We start from the raw sequence: 22859 nt of genomic DNA, 5'->3' as shown, positions 1-22859 counted from the left end.
TTAATAATATGATAATGATGAAAAAAATAAATATATATATTTTTAGTTTGTTGCTTATTTTAAGCACATTGTCTTGTGTGGACTTTTTAGATAAAGAACCACTGGACGCTCCCTCGGATGAATCTTTTTTGAGGAATGAAAATGAAATGCAAATGGCTCTTACTGGCTGTTATAATATTCTTTGGACTCAGTGGAATAATATGCCTTTTATGTTTGCATATGATTGTGCATCAGACATAGGATATGAACGAGATGCCAATGATTTGTTAAAAATGGGACAAGGGGCAGGCACTCCTTCTAATAAAATAGCTGCATTATATTGGACAGAGTTTTACGAAGGTATCGCACGTTGTAATTTTTTGATCAACAATATGAATAGAGGCAAAGAAAACGTATCTCCGGCCGTATATGATAAAATTGAAGCAGAAGCCAAATTTTTAAGGGCTTATTATTACTCCAACTTAATAGAATTGTTTGGGGATGTCCCTCTTATTTTAGATGTAGTATCTTTAGAAACATCTCAAGTAGCGAATACCCCCAAATCGACTACTGTCGATTTTTTATTACAGGAGTTGACAGAAGCGGCAGATATATTGCCGGAAGAACATAAACCCCTTTCCGGTAAAGCTTCAAAAGGTGCCGCATTAGCTTTAAAAGCGCGGATTGCCTTATATAATGAAAGATGGCAGGAGGCGATCTCCGCAGCATCAGGGGTGATGGCAATGGAAGGCGATTTATATGGTTTGGAAGACGATTATTCTCTTCTTTTTAGGAAAGATGGCCAAAGTTCCAAAGAAATTATATTTTCCATTCAATATATGAATCCGGATAAAGTACATACGATGTATCGATTAATAGGTTCACGAACTGCCGGTGGCTTTACAAATAAGAAACCTGCCTATCAGATGGCCGATTCATATGAATGTATAGACGGATTGCCCATTGATAAATCTCCATTATATGATCCTCAAAAACCCTGGGAAAACAGAGATCCCCGTTTATATTATACAATTGCTGTTCCCGGCTCAGAATTTCTAGGATATCAATTTGAAACACATGCAGATAGTATACTAATATGGAATTATCTGACAGAAACCCCTACACGTATAGCAAATAAAGACGCGAATAACAGCAGTAATCCATATTCCACTTATACGGGAATCTGCTGGAGAAAATACGCGAATGTAGAAGACCGACTAACTTCTAATTTATGTGAAACAAATGCTATTGTGATTCGTTATGCTGAAGTTCTGTTAATATATGCTGAAGCGAAAATAAAGGCAGGAGAGATCGATCAGTCGGTATTAGATGCTATAAATAAAGTGAGAGGTCGGGAATCGGTTAAAATGCCAGGTATTACAACAACAGATCCAGTAGAATTATTTTATGCCGTATGTCGTGAACGTAAATACGAATTAGCATCGGAAGGATTCCGGTTATTTGATATCAGAAGGTGGGGAATAGCAGAAGATGTTATGAACCAACCTTTATTGGGAAGGATGAGTAAAGGATATCCGGAACAGCCTCCCAGAATAGATTCATATGGGAATGCTTATTATGATGATAGCATAATTGCTAAACCAGGCGAATCTTCTGAATATAAAATGCGGTTAGTCGATAACCGTACATTTAATCCGAATAGAGATTACTTATGGCCGATTCCTTTGACAGAAATGGAAACGAATACTGCCATAAAGCAAAATAATGGGTACTAATTAAATGAAGCTAAATATTATGATACAAAAAATGATTAGTTCGTGTTTGTTACTGGTATGTCTTTTTATATCCTGTAATAGTCACGAAACAAATGGAGATATTAAAAAATATGATGTTTGTGTATACGGAGGAACTGCTTCAGGTGTGATTGCTGCATACTCGGCAAAAAAAATGGGGAAATCGGTTGTAATTATTGAACCGGGAAAATATCTCGGAGGAATGACTACAGGTGGCCTGGGAGCTACTGATATTGGAAACAAATTTGCAATAACAGGCCTTGCACGTAAATTTTATCGTGATCTTGGTCGTTATTATGGGAAATTTGAACAATGGAGGTTTGCCCCAAGCGCAGCTTTCAAACTAATGGATCAATATGTGAAGGATGCAAAGATCGATGTGATTTATTACAGACGCATAGTAGAGGCCAATGTGGTAAATACGGTTATCAAATCTATTGCACTGGAAGATTCCCGGTATCCGGACGAAGGAGAGTTACTTCAAATCGAGGCAAAACAATATATCGATTGTTCTTATGAAGGAGATTTAATGGCAAAATCGGGAGTTTCTTATTTCATTGGTCGTGAAGACAATGGTAAATACGATGAAACATTGAATGGTTCTCAAATGTCAATTTGGCATCAATTCCCTGATGGAGTTGACCCTTATCGTGTTGAAGGAGATCCTAAAAGTGGTTTATGTTGGGGTATTCAAAATCAAAAATTGAATGAGATAGGCAAAGGAGACCAATTGATACAAGCTTATAATTTTCGTTTGTGTCTTTCAGATGATAAAAACAATTCACGTCCTTTTGTAAAACCAGATAATTATGATCCTGATAAATATGAGCTGTTGGCCAGAGCTATGAAGAAGATGGATTCTAACATCGCAAATTATTTGCTTATAAAAGATGTGGGTGTAAACGAAGGCAAATATGATGTGAATAATAAAGGGCCTCTTTCAACAGATATGATAGGTATGAATTATGATTATCCTGATGGGAATTATGAAACAAGAGAACGTATCTGGCAAGAGCATGTAGATTATACAAAAGGATTGATGTATTTTCTAACTCATGATGAACGTGTTCCTATTGAATTGAGAAATGAAGTTTTGAAATATGGTTGGGCAAAAGACGAGTTTGTTGATAATGGCAATTTTCCAACACAGTTATATATTCGTGAAGCAAGACGAATGAATGGTGAATATATTATGACCCAAAAGAACTGTATGGGAGAAGAATCTGTTGGAGACGCAATCGGTATGGCAGCTTATGGAATGGATTCACACAATTGTCAACGTGTTGTTGTTAATGGTATGGTGAAAAATGAAGGAGATGTGGAATATCATGGTTTTCAACCTTATTTTATTTCCTATAAAAGTATTACTCCAAAGCGCGAAGAGTGTTCCAATTTATTGGTTCCCGTTTGTGTATCTTCTTCACATATAGCTTATGGTTCTATTCGTATGGAACCGGTGTTTATGGTGTTGGGACAATCTGCCGGTGTGGCTGCAACTTTGGCAATAGATCAAAAATGTAGAGTGCAGGAAATAGATGTAACCAAACTTCGAAACATTTTAAAAGACAATCCTTATCTGGATGGCTCTATTGCAGAAATTCTTGTAGATGATGCCGATATCGATAAGATAAGTAGATCAGGTGGTTGGAGTAAACAAATAGGTGCTCATTATAAGAATAGTTTCCTTTGGTCTCCTAATACCGGCGGTAGTTCTCATTTGTCGTTTAAACCGGTTGTAAAAAAAGCAAGTGTTTACGAAGTTTATTTCTATTGTACCAATATTTCAGATGATAGTATGCCTGGTAAGATGGTTTTTGAGATACAATGTAAAGATGGCAAAAAGATGGCAGAGATAGATCCTAAATTGAGTAAAACTTCTTGGGTGAGTCTCGGTAAATACTCGTTCGAAAAAGGATTTGGTAATTCAATAATTAAAATTTTAGGTGATGCATCTACAGGACCTATTTTTGCTGATGCTATATTATTAGTTCCCGTTGAATCAGATAAATAGAATTTTTAATTAAATGAATATGAAAAGATTATTTAATATAGTGCTTGGATTATCTTTTGTGACAATCTGTGCCTTTGCTAAGAATTCTACAGATACATTAAGAGTATTGGCAATAGGAAATAGTTTCAGTATCGATGCAATGGAGTATTTGGATACGATAGCTAAATCTCAGAATAAATGCTTAATATATGGAAACATCGTAAAAGGTGGGTGTTCATTAGAACGCCATGCAAATAACATTAAAGAGTCGGTAAAGGAGTATTCTTATATAAAAAGTGTTTTAGGAGAACGAACGACTACAAGAATGGTCAACCTGAACGATTTTATTGATGATGAAAAATGGAATTGTGTTTCAATTCAACAAGTGAGCCACTTGCAAGGAATGTGCAATTCTTATTACCCATATATAAAAGAAATTATTTCTTTTCTTAAAAATGAGTTGAACTGGAATTTTCAAATCTATTTCCACCAAACATGGGCTTATCCAGTTTATTCTGAACACAAAGGTTTTAAGTATTATCATAACGACCAACGAGAGATGCTTGATTCCATAAATGTGAATGTTTCTCGAGTAACTAAACAAGAAAAAATTAAAAAAATATTTTTTTCAGGAAATGCAATCCAATTGCTAAGAGAAACAAATGGAGAATCGGTAAACAGAGACGGTTTCCATCTTAACGTATTGGGAAGATATGCTGCAGCATGCGTATGGTATGAGACTTTGTTTAAAGAATCGGCTTTGAAAATTAAATACAAACCTTCTGAACTATCAGAAGAGGAGGCCTTGGCTGCAAAAAAAGCGGCTCATACGGCTGTTAAGAAGGGATTTAAAGTAAATTTTAGCAAGTAAAATTAGGTATTGCAATTTAAAGTTAAGATTATGAGTACAACACGTAGAGATTTTATAAAGAAAACATCTTTAGCTGCTGCCGGTTTGACTGTTGGTATGGGATTCCCTACGATTGATGCTAAAAAAAGTATTTTGGGAGCGAATGATCGTGTAAGAATGGGATTTATTGGTGTAGGTAATCGTGGTAGCCAGTTATTGGAGGCATTTTTGAAAGTGCCGGATGTTAAAGTAACTGCTTTGTGCGATTTGTATAAGCCTTATTTGTATCGTCAATATGAAAAAGTGAATACTCGGTTCTTCTTACCTAAAGGACGTCCGGTTCCTAAAATGAATGAACAGTTGGATTCGAATGTTGCAAGATATGAGGATTATCGTAAATTGTTGGATGATAAAGATGTAGATGCTGTGTGTATTGCAACACCAGACCATTGGCATGCTTTGCAAGCGATAAATTCAGTGGACGCCGGTAAGGATATTTATTTGGAAAAACCGGTTTCAATGACTGTTTATGAAGGCAGAAAGATTGTTGAAGCAGTAAAAAGAAACAATCGAGTTGCTAGTGTTGGATACGTTAGACGTTGTTCGGCTTTATATAATAAAATTCCGGAGATTATTAAAAGCGGTAAAATAGGAGAAGTATCAATGATTTCATCTCATTACTTTAGCAATATGACTCCGAATGGTATTGGCAGAATGAAGCCGGAACAGCCTCCTAAAGATTTTAATTGGGATATGTGGTTAGGCCCGAAACCTTATAGAGAATATCAATACAATATTGCTCCGTATATGTTCAGATGGTGGAAAGATTATTCTTCTCAGATAGCGAATAATGGTTCACACTATATTGATGTTGTTCATTGGCTCGTAGGAGAAAATGCTCCGGTAGCTATTACAGCACTAGGAACGAATCATATTATCAAAGATGATAGAGATATTCCTGAAAATATGGAAATTACCTATGAATTTGCTTCAGGGAAAATATTTAATTTCAGAGTTTGCGAAACAGCAACTGCTCCTGGATTAAAATTTGGTAATATTGAAATCATCGGAACAAAAGGCTGTCTCTATTTAGGAGATGCAGGTTATAGATTGTACCCTGCTCGTCCCGGACAGTTCCAAAACTGGGAAAAACCTTTTGAAGCTGAAGAGTATGATGCTCCAAGAGAAGATTTGGCATTGAAGCATGTTACTGATTTTATAGATTGTGTTAGATCGAGAAAAACTCCGGTTTCTTCTATTGAACAGAGTTATCGTTCTTCATCTTTTGCTTTATTAGCAAATATAGCATTGGAAGTTAAACAAAGAATTATTTGGGATCCAGTAGCTGAGCGAATAACAAATTGTGATAAAGCCAATGATTTGTTGCATTACGAATATAGAGAACCATGGACTTTATAACTAATTAATTAGATACTCTACTGTCTGGGATTGGGAAATCAAGACAGTAGAGTTTAATTTGCAGAATTATGAATAGACGGTTTTTTATGAAGGAGTTGAGTGCTATAGCTGCAGGAATGATAGGTTCCAATGGGATGTTTAGTAGTTGTAGTACAAATCAGGCAATCAATAGGAAAATTAAGATTTCAAATGCCAATTTAAAAGTAGAAAGGGAACCTTTGATTCGTCCTTTAGGATTTAAAGGAGGTTTTATAAATGAGTTGTGGCAATCCGTTTGTTGTTTGACAAGTGAGTCTGGCATACGAAAAATTGGAACGGGTACACAGAGTATTTTGTGGAGTGATTCGTCTGTTTTTGTAAAGCATTCAGAAAGTGAAGGCAATTCTTTAATGTTGGCTATAACAGAAAGAGCTCTGAGTCTCATAAAAGGCAAAATGTTTCGATCTCCCATTGATTTGTTAGATTCTATTTATGATGAGCTTTATGATTACGGGAAGAGTATAACCGGGAATCCTAATTTAAAAAAAACCTTTGTATTGAATTCTTTGGTTTGTGTTGATAATGCAGTTTGGTTGTTGTATGCTGCTGAAAATGGTGTAACTCTTTTTGATGATATGATTCCGGGTAAATACAAAAAAGCTTTTTCATTCAAACACAAACAAATAGCAATTACTCCGTTGATATCATACAATGTATCTCCTGGAGAAATCCTGAAGATTGTTTCTGATGGCCATTTCTTCTTGAAAATTAAGATTGGGCAACCCGGAACACAAGATGAGATGTTAAGAAAAGATTGTGAACGGATAAGTCTGATCCATAAAACAATTGGGAAAACTTCTACTCCATATACCAAAAATGGAAAAGTTCTGTATTATTTTGATGCTAACGGAAGGTACGAGTCGAAAGATACCTTATTACGATTCATTAATCATTTGCGTAAAATAGGTGCTTATGAGCAAGTGGCAGTAATTGAAGAGCCTTTTCCAGAGAATAATGAAATAGATGTTCATGATATAGAACTTAGAATTGCAGCTGATGAAAGTGCTCATACCGAAGAAGATGCTCTTATTCGTATCGGAATGGGATATAGGGCGATTGCATTGAAAGCGATTGCAAAAACCGTAAGTATGAGTATTAAAATCGCTAGTGCTGCATACGAAAACAACATTCCTTGTATTTGTGCTGATCTAACAGTTTCGCCTCTATTGGTTGAATGGAATAAGAATTTTGCAGCTCGATTGTCTCCGTTTCCGGAGTTGAATTCTGAGATGGGATTGGTAGAAACAAATGGAAATCAAAATTATAAGAATTGGAATTTGATGCAAACATACAGTCCTTCATTCGAAAAAAAATGGACAAAAATGAATCAAGGAATCTTTAATTTGGATGAAGAATTTTTCTTATCGGGTGGAGGTGTTTTTGGTGATTCTAAACATTATAATAGCTTATTTGAAATAAAGAAATAAAAAAATTAAGTTGTAGGCCTTAATGATAGATTGTTTTTTTGTAGAATAATAAGATCACTCCCAATCTCTGTCCCTGCATTATCTTTAAAGAGATTATTTGGTAAACGGATGGCAGAAATAAGATCGGCACGGCTAAATAATTCCTGTCGTATTGTTTTATTTTTAGTTGCTGTACGATAGGAGTATTCTCTCTGATAAGTTTATGCAGGTCTAATACCAAAGGAAATAGTTCGAGGTCGGATTTAGCCCTGTGGATATTATCGGATTGTTCTTTGACCGGATTTAAAATAATTTTTTCGTTAGAAAATACTCATGGAAATGCTTGCTTATGATTGCATAAGAAATTGAAACTGGATAACAATGCAAATCCGGTTATGTTTTTCAAGGCATGTCAAAGTTTGTATTAGCTTACCAACCTTAATTATCCACTTGGATAGAGGCTTCTATTAATAGGGAATATTTAAATTACTAATTTTTCCTGTATGCATTTTCGTCAATTTGTAAGACATACATAAATCCTAACTTTTCTGTGCAATCAGGAAGTTTGTCTACGAGTCTTTTTTGATGGCTTTCTAAATAACCTCCCGTATTCATATCCCATAATTCCAAAGCAGACAAACATCCTAAAGATGGTGTAAGCGGAAAATATGGTTCTTCTCTGAAGAAATATGGATCAATGGTAGAACCGTGTACAATAATCTCACTGCGCCCAACTTTTCCTGAGAGATAAGCTTGCCATAATATAGGTATTTTGCAAATACTGGCAGGCCACATGTTTTCATAGACCTTTTCAGACCAATTGTTTGCTGTGTTATTCCATTCTTTTACAGAAGATTCATAAGGTAATTCTGTTACTAAAGTTGTTGTAGGGCCTATAAAATTATTTGAACTGACAGATTTTTTTATTATTTTGAAAACTCCGCAAGGTGTGTTCCCGTTTGTGAAATAAGGTAATATATTATATGCAGAACGTGCTAAATATGATAGACATTCTTTTCCTTTTAACGTAGAATCTCCAGGAGCTAATATATAGACTTTGGCAGGGATATTCCGGTCTGCTCTGGTTAATACGATTAAATGATATTGTATAGGATAATTTTGTTTTATATAAGAAATACACTCTTGAAGTTGGTTATTGGAAAGTTCCATTTGGTAGGCGGATTCATTAATCTGTTCTTTTATTAAAGACCAGGTTTTATCATCATAAACAGTATTGTTAGTGTCAACATTATCACATTTTTGGTGTAAGATTGAATATGCTAATAAAGAAAGTTTGGGTTGATTTTCCTTTATTGCTTTATTTAAAATAAATCTTTTTTCAGAGTATGGATATTCGGCTAGAACAGCAAGTAAAGCATATTTGTTTTCCATGGATAGATTATCATAATTTGCAATTAATTTATCCAAAAGGGAATCTACATTAATACCCTTAAAATTAAATGCAGAAGTTATCCACAAAGCTTTAGATAAACTATTAGGATTATCTGTTTCTGCATCTGATATGGCTTTTTCACACATTTGTCTGAATTCTATCCTTTGTTTGAGTTTTGTTTGTTCTGCTATAGTCTGCGCATTTATTGTCAGGCTAATAGTTGCGAATAAAAAAAATCCTATTAAACTTCTTTTTATTATTAAGTATTCTAGATATGCTTTAATCTTGTACATGGTTTTTTTACTTTATATATTTAAACAAAGCGGCAAGTTAATAAAAATAGGAGAATAAACTAAACTAAATTAATTATTTTCAAATAAACAGTTTGGAATGGTAAAATATATGGTTTTGAGGATGAAGTAATAATACTTATTTGATAATATTGGCTTAGTTCTATAAAATGATATTTTTTCCATTTTTATTTAAAACTTCCTCTTCCGCTGTTTGTCCAACCGGCTACACCGCTTAATGTGATGTTGGGATAGAAGTAAGCACGTGCTTCGTTGGTGGCATAGAAGGCTTGTGCTAATGCTGCTTTGGCACCACGCTTTGCATTGGTCAATTTACCGAAAATGTCGATCTCCCAACTGGCAGAGGCGGCTAATTGATAGCTTTTAGCAGTCTTGCTTCCGTCAAAATTACTCAATGTTCCTTGCGGAGTGAGAGATAAAGAGGGCAAATGCCAATCTTTTGCAGGCTCAAACTTGGATACGGCGTATTTTCTCTTGCAGATATGTTGGTGTTTCTGTTTATACAGTTATTAAATACGTATTATAAAGAGGAACATTTGGTAGCCTTCTTTTGGTAAGTTCTTTAAAAAGCATAAAGGTGTTTCACCTTTGGAGTATAGGACGAGTATAAAGGCTTCGGATATTAGTTAGCTTTATTTAGTTTTATTACTATGAAAAAAAAGTTTTATACTAATGAAACTTTTTTTTCATAGTAATAAAAATTTGAAGGGGAAGTTATTTGTTTATGTATGCTATTACATAAAACAGACTTTTGATACATCTCCTTATAGCATTCTTTATAACCACTGGTTCATGAATCCATCCATTTCCGTAGCGTGAGCTTCCAGACTCTGCAGTAGCTTGAATTGTGCTTTGGTGCGGATCAGATTGTGTTTTGGGCTGTGTATTTTATAATAGGTATCGCCGTTTATATAGTCTGTCAGGAAGCGAACAGTCTGCATATAGGTGAGCAAACGTCCGCCATAAGGCAATAATTTGATTTCCTGCGGAGTTAGGAATGATCGGGCTGTTTCCATATATCCACGGGTATAAGCCTTGAAGATTTCCAGATTTACTTCTACGTTATCCGGATTTTCATCGTCTTCGGCTCCGGTATTAGCTCCCGTACGGATAAAATCGCCTATATCAGATAGAACAAATCCAGGCATTACAGTATCCAGGTCTATTACGCAAAGAACTTTGTCTGTTGCAGCATCAAACATCATATTGTTTACTTTTGTATCGCAATGGTTTGTACGTTTCTTCAATTTACCTTCGCGATAAAGCCGTTCCTGTATGCACATGGCTTCGGCACGTTTCTCTACTTCATCTACAATATCTTTCACTTCGTCCAGACGGTTTGCTGCATTAGCCTTGATTGCATCGTGAAACTGTTGGAGGCGAAACTCCATGTTGTGAAAGTTGGGAATGGTTTCTCCTAATGTTCCTTCGGGAATATCGGCAAGCATGGATTGGAAATCACCGAATGCTTTTCCTGCTTCATAGGACAGTTCGGGGGTAACTTCTTCGTAACTTTTACTGCCGGGAATGAACAGGCATACACGCCAGTAGCTATCTCCATCAAAATAGTATAATTTTCCTTCTTTGGTTGGCAAGAAAGTCAATACCTTACGGTCTATATCGTTTTCTCCTTTGGCTTCCAGTTTTTTGCGGATATGTGAAGTAACTGTGTGTATGTTATTTTGCAACATATCCACGTTTGTGAAAATCAGGTGGTTTATACGTTGCAATACGTATTTGATTTCTCCTTTTTCGTTTGTTACTTTTAGCGTATCGTTAATGTGTCCGTTTCCGAAAGGTTCGGCGGAAACTACCTTTTCTGCCAGTTGAAACTGACCAAGGACGTTTAGTAATTGTTCTTTCGTTTTTGTCATGGTATTATTTTCAATTAATATAGCTTTAAAAGCACAAATATACAAATATAGCTGAAAAGGCAAGGTTTTTTATATTGATAATGGTATTTGCCTGTTCTGTAAAAGATAAGTTTATGTTCTGCAAAAAGTGCCGGGTACTATGGTGAAGAATTTAATTGGTGAATGATAAAAGAAAAGGGTTGCCATTTTAAATGACAACCCTTTTCTATATCGTTATAAAACGAAATTTTTATTTTTTGCGGTTACCGTAACGGCTCATGAACTTATCAACACGTCCTGCTGTATCCACCAACTTAGACTTACCAGTGTAGAACGGGTGAGAAGTGTTTGAAATTTCTATCTTTATCAACGGATATTCAACACCATCAAGTACGATAGTTTCTTTTGCGTTGATAGTAGAACGAGTGATAAATGTATCCTCGTTAGACATGTCCTTAAATACTACAGGACGATAATTTTCAGGATGAATACCTTTTTTCATTGCTTTCTTATCTATATTTAATTTATATTCTTATCTGTTTGGTAACCGGTAAATTGGCTTGCAAAGGTATGGATTAGAGTTGAACAAACAAAGAAAATCTTATTTTTTTTCTCTTCTATTTGATTTTGTGTTATTTTATATGTTTAATAGCATAATAGTATTCGGATAGTTATTATCTTTGTGGGAAATTTTCAATCATTAACGTAATAACATATACTACAATGGTAAATTACAAAGAACTGGGTCTTGTAAACACAAAAGAAATGTTTGCAAAGGCTATTAAAGGCGGATATGCAATTCCTGCTTTTAACTTCAATAACATGGAACAAATGCAGGCTATCATCAAGGCTGCAGTAGAAACAAAATCTCCGGTTATCCTGCAGGTATCTAAGGGTGCACGTCAGTATGCAAATGCAACATTGCTTCGTTACATGGCTCAGGGTGCTGTAGAATATGCAAAGGAATTGGGTTGCCCGAATCCTCAGATTGTTCTTCACTTGGATCATGGTGATACGTTTGAAACTTGCAAAAGCTGTATCGACTCAGGTTTCTCTTCTGTAATGATTGATGGTTCTCATCTTCCTTACGAAGAAAACGTTGCTTTGACAAAGAAAGTGGTAGATTACGCTCATCAGTTTGATGTAACTGTAGAGGGAGAACTTGGCGTATTGGCTGGTGTAGAAGATGAAGTTTCTGCAGACCACCATACATATACAGACCCTGAAGAAGTAATCGATTTTGCTACTCGCACAGGTTGCGATTCTTTGGCTATCTCTATCGGTACTTCTCACGGTGCTTATAAGTTTACTCCTGAACAGTGCCATATCGATCCTGCTACAGGTAAGATGGTTCCTCCTCCATTGGCATTTGAAGTATTGGATGCTGTTATGGAAAAACTTCCGGGATTCCCTATCGTTCTTCACGGGTCATCTTCTGTTCCTCAGGAAGAAGTTGAAACTATCAACAAATTTGGTGGTAACTTGAAGGCTGCAATCGGTATTCCAGAAGAATGGTTGCGTAAAGCTGCAACTTCTGCGGTTTGCAAAATCAATATCGACTCAGACTCTCGTTTGGCTATGACTGCTGCAATTCGTCAGACTTTTGCAGAAAAGCCAGCCGAATTTGATCCTCGTAAATATTTGGGTCCGGCTCGTGACAATATGGAAAAATTGTACAAGCACAAAATTATTAACGTATTGGGTTCAAACGATAAGTTGTAATTTGAGCAAGACAGGAGGCTTATAGCTTTCCTGTATACTAAAATAAAGAACAGGTTGTCTGGATAAATTTCAGACAGCCTGTTTTTGTTTTATTAGTTAGGGAGGGTTGCTGCGGTAATCCTGGCTTATTTGCTTTCGAAAAATGTAAAATAAATGTAGTGATAATAATTTATATCTTTGTGCAGGTTTAATTAAATGAGCTAAATTTATAATGTGATGAGAAAAGTTGGATTATTAATTATTGCAATGTTTGTTATGTTTGTGCCATGTACAATGTATGGTCAGTCAATCAAAGATATATTAAATTCTTCAGCTGTTAAGGGAGCCGTTACTGCTGTTACCGGAGGCAAGAAATTAACAATTGAGAATTTGCAAGGAAAATGGATTTACGAGAATCCTGCGGTTCAATTGACAGGTGATAATGCTTTGAAGAATGTTGCAGGTAGTTTTGCTACTAATGAAGTTGAGAAGAAAATGAAGGAATATTGTGCAAAGATTGGTATAGTTGAAGGTGTTTTTAATTATACTTTTAATTCTGATTCAACATTTATTAATGCACTGAGAAAGGGTACACTTAATGGAAAATATTCTTTTAATGAAGATGAAAAAACAGTTTCATTTCATTATTCGCTAGGTAAAAAAAATAAGCTTTCGGTTACTACACTTACTGCACATGTGGTTCTTTCGGGTGACGAACTTACCTTATTATTTAATGCAGATAAACTTTTGAAGTTCCTTTCAACTGTTTCTGCAATATCAGGGAATACGACATTGCAGACTATTAACAAACTTGCAGAGCAATATGATGGAATGTTATTGGGATTTGATTTGAAGAAGTAGAAAAGAATAACGATAGTAGAAAAACAAAAAAATAATAGACTGTGAATTATAGAAGGTAAATAGTAAAGCCGGGAATTTTCCCGGCTTTACTATTTATATTGCGATACAATTTTTAATAACTCATCTCCGTATACTTCAATGATTTTTTTTCCTATACCCGGAATTGATAATAATTCTTTGTTACTTGATGGCAAAACATTGGATATACCTATTATGGCTTTTTGTTGTAAAATGGTATAAACCGGCAATTCTTTTGCAGCTGCTTTTTCCTTGCGCCATTTCTGGAGTTGAAAATATAGAGTTGCATTTTTTATATCAGTTGTATTTACGGTACTTTCATCTTCTTTGAGAGAAACTTTTTCGGATTTTTTTCTGGTTATACGAGATGTTTGTTCCATACTAGCCTTCGCTTTAGCTGTTAAATAGCGTATAACACTAAATTCATCCTGGCAAGCTTTTAGTGTTTGAATTTTTATTCTAAACTCTTCAGCCAGACTATCTACCGCGCGGGTTATGCTTTTGCGTGCTTCTTTATTGTCTACTTCTATATGGGAGGCTTTAAGTAATGGAACCGAATATTTTGTGTTTTCGTCTATGAAGTAAGCTATGCCTTTTTGAATACGTTCTTGTATGATTTTATTTTCTTGGTAGTTATTAGGGTATTCTGAAATAAGACGGGTTAGTTGTTGCCGGAAACGTTCACCTACTTCAGTTACATTTGTACGGAATTGTTCTTTTGTTGTGGCATAAAGGTTACACAATTCCGGATATAGCTTTTGCAAATAGTGGAAAATTACTTGTGATGCGTACTGTAACCGTAGTTGGATACTTCCAAATAAAAATAACTCAGTTGCTAGTTTTAAGAAGTAATTCCGTTGTGCTTCCTGAAATTGTTTGTTATCAGGGCGTTTTTGATTTATGGATGAAATAAAATCTTGTATGCGATAATCATTTATTATGCCGTTGCGAGTGATCGGATTACTTAAAACCACTCCTTCCAGTGCTTTGCAACGACTTAATGCAACATATACCTGTCCGTGCGAAAATGCTGCACCGGCGTCGATAATGGCATGTTCAAATGTCAATCCCTGGCTTTTATGAATTGTAATGGCCCAGGCCGTTTTCAGCGGATATTGACAGAACGTTCCTGAAATAGTCTCCGTTATTTCCTTGGACTCGTTATCTATAGTGTATATTATATTATTCCATTTTTCTTTTTCAACATTGATTTCATGGCCTGACTCGTCTGATACGATTATCTTATTATTGTTGATGAAGACAATTTTTCCGATTTTTCCGTTATAATACCTCCGTCCTGTGGAAGAGTCATTTTTTACAAACATGACCTGAGCGCCACATTTTAATTCTAATGTTTCCTCAGTTGGATAAGAATATGCAGGGAAATCATCTTTTATTTCAGCGGTGAATGTATAAAGTTGCCCGGGTAATTCGTCTAATTTTTTATTATTTATTTGCTGTGCCAGATAATTATGGGTTGTCAGAGTGATATATCCGTCTTTATCTTTGGGCTGAAAATTGGGAATATAGCGTTGGTTTAATAAATTCAATGTATTATCGTCAAAATGATTTTCGCGTATATTATTTAGTAATTGGATAAATGTATCATCATCTTGTCTGTAAACATGTGTCAATTCTATACATAAATAATTGCTTTCAGCAAGAGCCTTGCTATCAAAAAAGAATGTAGATGCGTAATGTTCTTTTAGCAGATTCCATTCCTCTTCTTTAATTACAGGGGCTAGTTGTTGTATATCACCGATAAGAAGTAATTGTATGCCTCCGAAAGGTTTATTGTGATCTTTAAATCTTCTGAGTATATCACTTACAGCATCCAGCAAATCTGCCCTTACCATGCTGATTTCATCTATTACCAATAAGTCAAGGCTACGGATGATGTTTATTTTTTCTTTACTGAATTTGTTTTGTTGTTGATTGGTATTTCCGTTATTATTGGGAATATAAGGACCAAAAGGAAGTTGGAAAAACGAATGGATTGTTACTCCTCCTGCGTTTATGGCAGCAACTCCTGTGGGAGCTACTACAATCATGCGTTTGGGTGAGAGTTCTTTTAACTTTTTCAAGAAAGTGGTTTTTCCTGTTCCTGCCTTGCCTGTAAGAAATAAGTTGGTCCCGGTATACTGGATGAAATTAAGGGCAAGGTCTGATTCTACATTTGTATACATACCGCAATCGGTTTAAGTTTGTCTTACAAATGTATAAATAATATTTCATTTATAATGTTTTATGGAGTTTAAAAAAAGCCGGTTATATAGTCTATGACCGACTTTTTTTTAGTATCCGGCTTCAGATAATTAAATTTGCTATAAACTGGATAAACAAAATAAGAAAAACCATTGCTATAGGATATACTGTTGCATAAGCAACACTTGGAGCAGTGCTGTCTGCCATCGAATCGGCAGCAGCCAGTCCTGGGGTGCTGGTCATACCTCCGGCAATAGTTCCTACTAAATCGAGAATGTTTATTTTAAATACAAAATAACCGAATGTGACAGCAATGATCATCGGTACCATCGTAATTGCAAGACCTACCCCAAATAATGTCCATCCGCTTTCCTGGAAGGTAGATACAAGATTTACTCCTGCAGATGTTCCAACTTCTGCAAGGAATAATAATAACCCCAATTGACGTAACAGGTTATTAGCAGCTCCGGACATAGACCAGATAATTGGTCCCGTTTTTCCAATTGCGCTTAAAACCAAAGCTACCATTAAAATACCTCCTGTTAATCCCGGAGAGAATGAAAAAGAATCGGAAAAAGACAAGTTTAGTTTGCCGAATAATACGCCTAATACGATTCCCGTTGCGATGGGGAAGAAATCGGTGTCAGATAATTTCTTTTCGTCATTACCAAAAATACGGGTTAATTCTTTTAAATCTTCCTTTTCCCCGGCAACCAGTAGCTTATCTCCGAATTTCAAAACCAGGTCAGGTTCGGGCGACAGGTCTATCCCGCTTCGGCGTACTCGTGTTACTGTACAATTGAAAGTACTTTGTAAATTCAGGTAACCTAAGCTTTTGTTGATAACCTCTTTATTGGTAACCAATAATGATTGTAACTCCTGGGTGCTGCCAAAAGGAAGATCATTCTCAATACGTTCACCTACAAGTATAGCCATTTGCTCAAGTGATTTGTCGTTGCCTACAGCTTTAATCAAGTCACCCTCGTTTAAAATTGTCTGGCCTGCAGGAATACTGGTTTTTCCGTCATGTTTGATACGGGAAACCACGGCTCCTGTCATAGCACGAAGTTGCATCTGTGCCAGACTTTTTCCGAAAATATGTGCATTTGTAATACGAAAAGTGGCAGTATGTAATGGAGGATATTTACTTTTTCGCTGAGCTTCCAGCACTTTTGCTTCTACCATCATGTTTTTACGGAGTATTTTTGGTAATAATTTAATAAATAGAATTACTCCAATAACACCGAAAGGATAAGCAATACCATAAGCTATGGAAGCAGAGGATGACTGCGTACAGTCTATCGCTACGGCCAAACCCGGAGTGCTGGTTAGTGCACCGGCAATCAGTCCGACAAGGCTAGGTGTATCTATTCCAAGAATATATTTGAAAACTAAGCCTGTAAGACTGGCAGAGCCGACTATCAGTAAAGCAAGTATTATTAATGTTTTACCTTTTGATTTGAATGAGTCGAAAAATCCGGGACCCGCTTGTATACCTATTGTGAATATAAACAACACTAGCCCGAAGTTGCCTAATTCTTTGGGGATGATAACTCCGAAATGCCCAAATAATAAAGCGATAAAAATAACGGCAGAAACGTCTAAAGAAAGCCCTTTGATTTGTATTCTGCCCAACATGAATCCGAGTGCAATAATCAGAAACAACGCAAAATAAGAAGATTGAAGCAATGATTCGAACATAATTGTTTGTTTAGATGTACTGTAAATAGTCCGCGAATTTACACTTTTTTGAGTGTACGGGCAATGTCCGGGAGAGATTTCTGTTACCTTTGCACCTCTAAAACATCATTACGTGAGACGATATTTTATTTATTTGGGATATAACGGTAAGAATTTTAATGGCTGGCAGATACAGCCTAATGGTATCACGATTCAGCAATCCATAGAAGGGGCCTTGGCTACACTTTTGCGTAAACCAGTTCCTGTTGTTGGAGCCGGGCGTACCGATGCAGGAGTGCATGCACGTTTAATGGTGGCTCATTTTGATTGGGAAGATGAGATTGCCGATTTGTCTTTTTTAGAGGAAAAACTTAATCGTCTTTTACCAAAGGACATTGCAATTTATCGGATTGTTCCGGTGATCCCCGATGCTCATGCCCGTTTTGATGCTACATCACGGACATATAAGTATTACATTACGACGAAGAAAGATCCGTTTAATTATGATTTGGTTTATAAGATGTCCGGAAAGATTGATTTTGAACGGATGAATGATGCATGCCGGATATTATTCGATTATATAGATTTCACCAGCTTTAGTAAATTACATACGGATGTAAAAACAAATAACTGCCGTATTTATGAAGCCGGTTGGCTGCAGGACGGTGATGTGTGGGTCTTTACAATCCGGGCTGACCGTTTTCTTCGCAATATGGTACGTGCAATAGTGGGAACATTGCTGGAAGTAGGACGCGGCAAGTTAACATTGGAAGGTTTCCGTAACGTTATTGAGCAGAAAGATCGTTGTAAAGCAGGAATCTCAGTTCCCGGCCATGCTTTGTTCCTTGTGAATGTGACTTATCCTGAACATCTGTTTAATATTTAATTTACTGTTATGTGGGTTGCATTGGCATTTCTTTCGGCATTCCTTTTAGGTTGTTATGAAGTAAATAAAAAGATTTCATTAAATGGGAATGCCGTAATACCTGTACTGTTTTTCAATACATTGATAAGTAGTATGATATTTGTTCCGTTTATCATATTATCTTTTTATACCAATGTGTTGGATGGGACAATGCTCTATGTTCCTCGTGCTCCGCTGGCAGATCACATAGCTGTGTTTATTAAAGCTGTAATTGTTTTGTCTTCATGGATCTCCGGCTATTTTGCTTTAAAACATCTTCCTCTTACTATTACAGGGCCAATCAAAGCCAGTCAACCGGTATTAACGCTGTTGGGAGCTATGCTCATATTTGGAGAACGGCTTAATTTATATCAATGGATTGGCGTATTGCTGTCAATAGCTTCTTTTTATCTTTTATCTTCCTCCGGCAGGAAAGAAGGGATCCGTTTTACTCATAATAAATGGATTTTCTTTACTGTCTTATCCATCATAACCGGGGCTTTGAGCGGATTATATGACAAACATCTGATGCATTCGATGGATGTGATGACCGTACAGGTATGGTTTAATATCTACCAATGCATCATTATGCTATTTATACTCCTTTTGCTGTGGTATCCTCAACGGAAAAAAAGTACTCCCTTTGTTTGGAGATGGAATATTATTTTTATTTCCGTTTTTCTTTGTATTGCCGATTGGGTATACTTTTATGCTTTGAGTTATCCGGATTCTATGATTTCAATTGTTTCTATGGTACGTCGTAGTAATGTACTTGTTACTTTTGCGGCCGGTGCTATTTTCTTCCACGAAAAGAACTTGAAGAACAAAGCGATCGATTTACTCCTTGTGCTTTTAGGAATGATATTTTTATATTGGGGTACGCGGTAGCTTCCGTTTCTCTCTTCTGGTTTTTTATAAATCTATATATGGAAAGTAGCTCGAAAAGAAATATCTTTACGGCGTAAATTTGTAAACAGCATAAAATGCAACAGATTATTGAATAGAATCAGAATATAGTATGAGACATTTATTTATTTCGATATTGTTTTGCGTGTTGGTTGTGGGTGTAAAAGCACAAAATATAGACGCTTTGTTTGTTTCGATGCCGGATCAAAATATCCCCCAATTGGATGATGCCTGGCGTAAAGACCTTGTAGAACTTTATAATTCCGGTAAAGAGGCTAAGCTGAAGAATACAATGAACGGGTATTCCACCTTATTGAAACTTACGGACAACTATCTTTTACTTCAGGTTACAGAGCGCAGTACGGTTGAGATGAAACTTTTGCCTCTTGTTAATATGACAAATATCATTTGCATGGTGACAACAGTGAACGGGCCGGTTGCCGATAGCAAAGTAGAGTTTTTTACAACTGATTGGAAACCCTTGGATACTGCCGATTTGCTGACTCCCGTCTCGCCGGATTGGTTTATCCGCGATAATGCAGATAAAAATAGCGATGCCTTTCGCACCGCTATCTCTCTTTTGGATATGCATCTGATTAAGTATGCACTGGCTCCGGATGATTTAACTCTGACTGCAACTTACACAACTCCCCTGTATCTTAATAAAGACGACAGGGAAAGGGTTTTGCCTTTCCTGAAAGAATCTCCGAAAGTATATGCTTGGGATAAATCCCACTTTAAATAAGGGGATATTCCAGAAATTCTATCCGGATAAGTTTTAAATATCCCGCACGCAGCGAACGGAGTAGTTACTTGTCTTGGGGATGGAGCGGTTCGTAGTGCCATAGTAGAGACTTACAGCCCAGGCGTTACCGGCTTTGCCATCACTGCCCTCAGTGGCTGTCCAGAAGCTGTTATTGGTTGCAATGAAGCCTCCTTTGCCTACCAGTTGCGGGTGTAGCACCCAAATCATCTGTAATTCCCGTTGTGTAGGCAGGCGCCATTGTCCGGCTGTTCCTCCTTCTCCTGAGTAGGCTTTGCAGGCATTCCATGCATCTGCCCAAGTCATAGAAGTTCCTCCGCTACTATTAGTCAGCTTGTTCCTCATCAGCTGATAGCGGGTGGACATCTTTGCATTCCATGTACCGGCATGATTGGAGACAGCCTGTCCAACAGAGAGGTATTCCGTATTGTCAGGAGTGCATGCATGCATGGCTTCGCGCCGGCTGTTTGCTTCCGAAAGGGATAGCAAACAGCCCAGCGGATTCAGTGCCGACAGGTCTATCACCGGATAGCCGTTAATGGTGGTAGCCATGGGTGTTTCCGTTAATGGCTGCCCGGCATCCTTTACGCAACGCACAGAGAACCTACCCGCCTTGCCGTCGGTGAAGGTGTTCGTTTCGCCGGTATAGAGGTTTGTCAGATAGCTGCTTTTCGAATTTCCCTCCGTGGATGACCAGTGGTAACCGATTGCCGTTGTATATTCTTCTTTAAACTTCCCGTTGTCTATCCCTTGCAGCATGGCCCATATAGCCATCAGCTGCGCTTGGGTTGGCAGATACCATCCCGTCACTCCGTTTACATTCAGGCTGTTGCAATAGTCGTAAGCGTATCCGGATCCTTTCTCTATGTTGGCTGATGTATAGGTGTGGTCCCAGTATTTCCGGCTTTCTGTTTGGTATTGGGTGGTTTCATCGTCCGACCAGTTCATTCCGCTTTTATTGGTTGATGTTGGAGCCAGCAGCAACATCTTCGTGTAGCTCCCGGTTATAGTATATGCAACACTTGTGCCTGTCTTGTAGCCGCTTGCCCCTCCAAGCAGGCCGATGCATAATCCAACGGCTTGTTTGGATACATCCATCGTCACCCTCCCATCGTTTGCTGCCAGATATTCTTGTGCAGCCAGCGTTCCGCTTACCGTGGATGTTATCGTGTAGTTGGTATGGCGGCGGAGTGAGAAGTCTGTCAGGTTGTTGCTTTTCCCTAGATAAATGTCATAGCTGAATGTTTCCGTTCCGTTCTTTATATATTCTTCTCCAATGGCAGGGACGGTGTTCACTATTGATTTTGCAGCCGATATAATCCTGATGTAGCTTGCATTGGCCGGTGCTTTGCTGCTGTTTCTGTCTGCCGCCGAAGAGATACTACTTCCCGCCGGGCGGATGTTTTCTCCTACATACCAGACATTGCTGTTGGCATTGCTTCCGGCTGTCGTTGCAACAAAGGAGGAGGTTTGCGTTGTTCCTGTCCCATCGTAATTGTCGCTGCCCTGTGTGGCAAAACGACGGGAGCCGGCATTGTATAAGGTAATAGAACTGCGAGCCGGGCCTCCCGTTATGCTGAAAGTATTGCTTAGGGTTACTTTCGCCAGCGTGCGGTAGAGTTGTACGGATGTCGTTGCGTTTACTCCACCGGCAAATAAATTCACCGTTGCCGTTCCGGCGTAGGGTACGTCTGCATCCGAACTGGTCGTGTTCGTCATCACCAGCGCTTGAAAGGCGGCATAGTTTCCTGTGAAGTTCGCAAAGTTTCCTGTTCCTCCCGTGCTGGCGTAGTTGTTTGTTGCTGCATTGTCGTTTGCTACAATCACCAGTCGGCAACTTGTTGCTGCCGGGTCTGCCACGTTGGTAAAGGTTACTACTTTGTCTGTGTTTGCCGTCATGGTTCCGATGTTGGCTCTGCCGTTGAATGTTCCGTCACTTTTAAAAAGGAGGGCGTAGACGTTCTTCAGCGTTGTTGGCGCTTTGGTCATCGGATCGGAAACAGCAACGCTGTCCGCATCACTCGATACCAGTTCGTAGCAGAAGCCTGCTTGCGCGGCTTCGCTTTCCGGGGCTGCTTCTCGGATCAGCGCTCTCGTCTCCGGTATGGCTTCTACGCCGGTTTTGAGCGTAAGTGTCAGGGTGTGTCCTGTGGTGGGGTCTTTTTCCAGTCCGTCATCGTCGTCGTTGCATGCGGTCAATGCAGGCAGCATTGCCAGCATTATCAGGAAACCGGTCGTAAGGTAGCGGGTTTTGATCGCTTTTGTTTGTTCCATAACTTTGAATTTAAAGAGTTAATATTAGGTTGAAAATTGAGAAATCCGTTCTGTAGAGCCTCTGTAGGTGTACGGAGGTATCACCGGAGCTCCGGCAAGGGTTTTGTAGGGGTACAAAATGGCTGCCGGCTCGTCTGTAATGGTTTTGCAGGCCTACAAAATGGCCGCAGCTACTCCGGTAATGGTTTTGTAGGTGTACGGAGGCTTCGCCGGTGCGTTGGTGATACTTTTGTAGGTGTACGGAGGTTTTCCGTGCGGTACGGACACACGTTTTGGGCAGGCTGCCCTTGCAGCCTGCTATGTTTTGATTGTTTTTTACGTGAAAAAGGCGGGTGGAGGAAAGGTTACGTTTTTTTTGCAAAATTTCCTTCTTCATGAAGAAGGACTGCGGAACATGTATGTTCCGCAGATATATGTCTTATATAAGGAATGTATTTCATCTTGTTTATGAGATGTTGCGGGGGCAAAGATAGGGATTTCTTGTGCGGTAAGGAAAAATATCTGCGTAAATCTGCGCTTGTTTGCGTATCCTGAATATGTATCCCACTACAGC

The 22859-nt window shown here is 37.8% G+C and carries 16 protein-coding genes and 1 pseudogene; 10 read left to right on the top strand and 7 right to left on the bottom strand.

All coding sequences use genetic code 11. The features are described 5' to 3' along the window. Positions 1 to 17 precede the first annotated feature (17 nt). The 5 genes from ACYIB7_RS11180 (at position 18) to ACYIB7_RS11160 (ending at position 7458) form a co-directional block, all read left to right on the top strand. On the top strand, positions 18 to 1715 hold the full coding sequence (locus tag ACYIB7_RS11180; RefSeq protein ID WP_160034741.1) for a RagB/SusD family nutrient uptake outer membrane protein: 1698 nt from the start codon (positions 18 to 20) through the stop codon (positions 1713 to 1715). A 19-nt stretch (positions 1716 to 1734) separates the two neighbouring features. Next, positions 1735 to 3744, top strand: coding sequence for an FAD-dependent oxidoreductase (locus ACYIB7_RS11175; RefSeq protein WP_480337083.1), 2010 nt, complete (start codon positions 1735 to 1737; stop codon positions 3742 to 3744). A 19-nt stretch (positions 3745 to 3763) separates the two neighbouring features. Next, entirely contained in the window at positions 3764 to 4594 is an 831-nt protein-coding gene (locus tag ACYIB7_RS11170) for a DUF4886 domain-containing protein (RefSeq protein ID WP_160034744.1), read from the top strand. A 30-nt stretch (positions 4595 to 4624) separates the two neighbouring features. Continuing rightward, positions 4625 to 5992, top strand: coding sequence for a Gfo/Idh/MocA family oxidoreductase (locus ACYIB7_RS11165; protein ID WP_099465501.1), 1368 nt, complete (start codon positions 4625 to 4627; stop codon positions 5990 to 5992). 116 nt (positions 5993 to 6108) lie between these two features. Continuing rightward, positions 6109 to 7458 carry a mandelate racemase/muconate lactonizing enzyme family protein gene (locus ACYIB7_RS11160; RefSeq protein ID WP_200817980.1) on the top strand — a complete coding sequence of 450 codons (1350 nt, stop codon included), beginning with the start codon at positions 6109 to 6111 and terminating at the stop codon, positions 7456 to 7458. A 468-nt stretch (positions 7459 to 7926) separates the two neighbouring features. On the opposite strand, the gene ACYIB7_RS11155 is transcribed toward ACYIB7_RS11160, so the two are convergent. The 4 genes and pseudogenes from ACYIB7_RS11155 to ACYIB7_RS11140 all read right to left on the bottom strand — a co-directional run bounded on the left by ACYIB7_RS11155 (position 7927) and on the right by ACYIB7_RS11140 (position 11496). Then, on the bottom strand, positions 7927 to 9123 hold the full coding sequence (locus tag ACYIB7_RS11155; protein WP_146059491.1) for a hypothetical protein: 1197 nt from the start codon (positions 9121 to 9123) through the stop codon (positions 7927 to 7929). 284 nt (positions 9124 to 9407) lie between these two features. After that, positions 9408 to 9572 (bottom strand): annotated as a pseudogene (locus ACYIB7_RS11150) (TolC family protein); the annotation flags it as partial. Positions 9573 to 9917: 345 nt separating this feature from the next. Further along, the gene (locus tag ACYIB7_RS11145) at positions 9918 to 11015 is read right to left on the bottom strand and encodes a phosphotransferase enzyme family protein (protein WP_103984164.1); all 1098 of its coding nucleotides are present in this window, start codon (positions 11013 to 11015) and stop codon (positions 9918 to 9920) included. 229 nt (positions 11016 to 11244) lie between these two features. Beyond that, entirely contained in the window at positions 11245 to 11496 is a 252-nt protein-coding gene (locus ACYIB7_RS11140) for a type B 50S ribosomal protein L31 (RefSeq protein WP_099465497.1), read from the bottom strand. A gap of 221 nt (positions 11497 to 11717) precedes the next feature. Here ACYIB7_RS11140 and ACYIB7_RS11135 point away from each other — a divergent pair, with 221 nt between their 5' ends. After that, entirely contained in the window at positions 11718 to 12716 is a 999-nt protein-coding gene (locus ACYIB7_RS11135) for a class II fructose-bisphosphate aldolase (RefSeq protein WP_099465496.1), read from the top strand. Positions 12717 to 12932: 216 nt separating this feature from the next. After that, positions 12933 to 13556: a DUF4923 family protein gene (locus tag ACYIB7_RS11130; protein ID WP_480337080.1), complete on the top strand. Its 624-nt coding sequence runs from the start codon at positions 12933 to 12935 to the stop codon at positions 13554 to 13556. Between the two features lie 89 nt (positions 13557 to 13645). Here the strand turns inward: ACYIB7_RS11130 and ACYIB7_RS11125 are convergent, their stop codons facing one another. Together ACYIB7_RS11125 and ACYIB7_RS11120 are read right to left on the bottom strand one after the other, a co-directional pair. Further along, complete coding sequence (locus ACYIB7_RS11125) at positions 13646 to 15760, bottom strand: HRDC domain-containing protein (protein WP_103984166.1); 2115 nt, start codon at positions 15758 to 15760, stop codon at positions 13646 to 13648. 121 nt (positions 15761 to 15881) lie between these two features. After that, entirely contained in the window at positions 15882 to 17480 is a 1599-nt protein-coding gene (locus tag ACYIB7_RS11120; RefSeq protein WP_099465493.1) for an aspartate:alanine exchanger family transporter, read from the bottom strand. A 112-nt stretch (positions 17481 to 17592) separates the two neighbouring features. On the opposite strand from ACYIB7_RS11120, the gene truA reads away from it, so the two are divergent. From truA to ACYIB7_RS11105, 3 genes are all read left to right on the top strand, one after another. After that, on the top strand, positions 17593 to 18345 hold the full coding sequence (gene truA, locus ACYIB7_RS11115) for a tRNA pseudouridine(38-40) synthase TruA (RefSeq protein ID WP_103984167.1): 753 nt from the start codon (positions 17593 to 17595) through the stop codon (positions 18343 to 18345). A 9-nt stretch (positions 18346 to 18354) separates the two neighbouring features. Next, complete coding sequence (locus ACYIB7_RS11110) at positions 18355 to 19251, top strand: EamA family transporter (RefSeq protein WP_480337078.1); 897 nt, start codon at positions 18355 to 18357, stop codon at positions 19249 to 19251. A 130-nt stretch (positions 19252 to 19381) separates the two neighbouring features. After that, positions 19382 to 20014 (top strand): DUF3256 family protein, encoded by a 633-nt coding sequence (locus tag ACYIB7_RS11105; RefSeq protein WP_103984169.1) that lies wholly within the window; start codon positions 19382 to 19384, stop codon positions 20012 to 20014. 33 nt (positions 20015 to 20047) lie between these two features. Here the strand turns inward: ACYIB7_RS11105 and ACYIB7_RS11100 are convergent, their stop codons facing one another. Further along, the gene (locus ACYIB7_RS11100; protein ID WP_480337075.1) at positions 20048 to 22306 is read right to left on the bottom strand and encodes an Lcl domain-containing protein; all 2259 of its coding nucleotides are present in this window, start codon (positions 22304 to 22306) and stop codon (positions 20048 to 20050) included. Positions 22307 to 22859: the final 553 nt, after the last annotated feature.

This window comes from Parabacteroides sp. KHUB-03, assembly GCF_056640975.1.
Note: the sequence above shows the minus strand (reverse complement) of the source record. Positions and strands in the feature narration are given on the sequence as shown.

Bases quoted from the DNA above. Each gene is read 5' to 3' on its own strand.
- ACYIB7_RS11180 (WP_160034741.1), top strand. From the start codon at position 18: ATGAAAAAAATAAATATATATATTTTTAGTTTGTTGCTTATTTTAAGC.
- ACYIB7_RS11175 (WP_480337083.1), top strand. From the start codon at position 1,735: ATGATACAAAAAATGATTAGTTCGTGTTTGTTACTGGTATGTCTTTTT.
- ACYIB7_RS11170 (WP_160034744.1), top strand. From the start codon at position 3,764: ATGAAAAGATTATTTAATATAGTGCTTGGATTATCTTTTGTGACAATC.
- ACYIB7_RS11165 (WP_099465501.1), top strand. From the start codon at position 4,625: ATGAGTACAACACGTAGAGATTTTATAAAGAAAACATCTTTAGCTGCT.
- ACYIB7_RS11160 (WP_200817980.1), top strand. From the start codon at position 6,109: ATGATAGGTTCCAATGGGATGTTTAGTAGTTGTAGTACAAATCAGGCA.
- ACYIB7_RS11155 (WP_146059491.1), bottom strand. From the start codon at position 9,123: ATGTACAAGATTAAAGCATATCTAGAATACTTAATAATAAAAAGAAGT.
- ACYIB7_RS11145 (WP_103984164.1), bottom strand. From the start codon at position 11,015: ATGACAAAAACGAAAGAACAATTACTAAACGTCCTTGGTCAGTTTCAA.
- ACYIB7_RS11140 (WP_099465497.1), bottom strand. From the start codon at position 11,496: ATGAAAAAAGGTATTCATCCTGAAAATTATCGTCCTGTAGTATTTAAG.
- ACYIB7_RS11135 (WP_099465496.1), top strand. From the start codon at position 11,718: ATGGTAAATTACAAAGAACTGGGTCTTGTAAACACAAAAGAAATGTTT.
- ACYIB7_RS11130 (WP_480337080.1), top strand. From the start codon at position 12,933: ATGAGAAAAGTTGGATTATTAATTATTGCAATGTTTGTTATGTTTGTG.
- ACYIB7_RS11125 (WP_103984166.1), bottom strand. From the start codon at position 15,760: ATGTATACAAATGTAGAATCAGACCTTGCCCTTAATTTCATCCAGTAT.
- ACYIB7_RS11120 (WP_099465493.1), bottom strand. From the start codon at position 17,480: ATGTTCGAATCATTGCTTCAATCTTCTTATTTTGCGTTGTTTCTGATT.
- ACYIB7_RS11110 (WP_480337078.1), top strand. From the start codon at position 18,355: ATGTGGGTTGCATTGGCATTTCTTTCGGCATTCCTTTTAGGTTGTTAT.
- ACYIB7_RS11105 (WP_103984169.1), top strand. From the start codon at position 19,382: ATGAGACATTTATTTATTTCGATATTGTTTTGCGTGTTGGTTGTGGGT.
- ACYIB7_RS11100 (WP_480337075.1), bottom strand. From the start codon at position 22,306: ATGGAACAAACAAAAGCGATCAAAACCCGCTACCTTACGACCGGTTTC.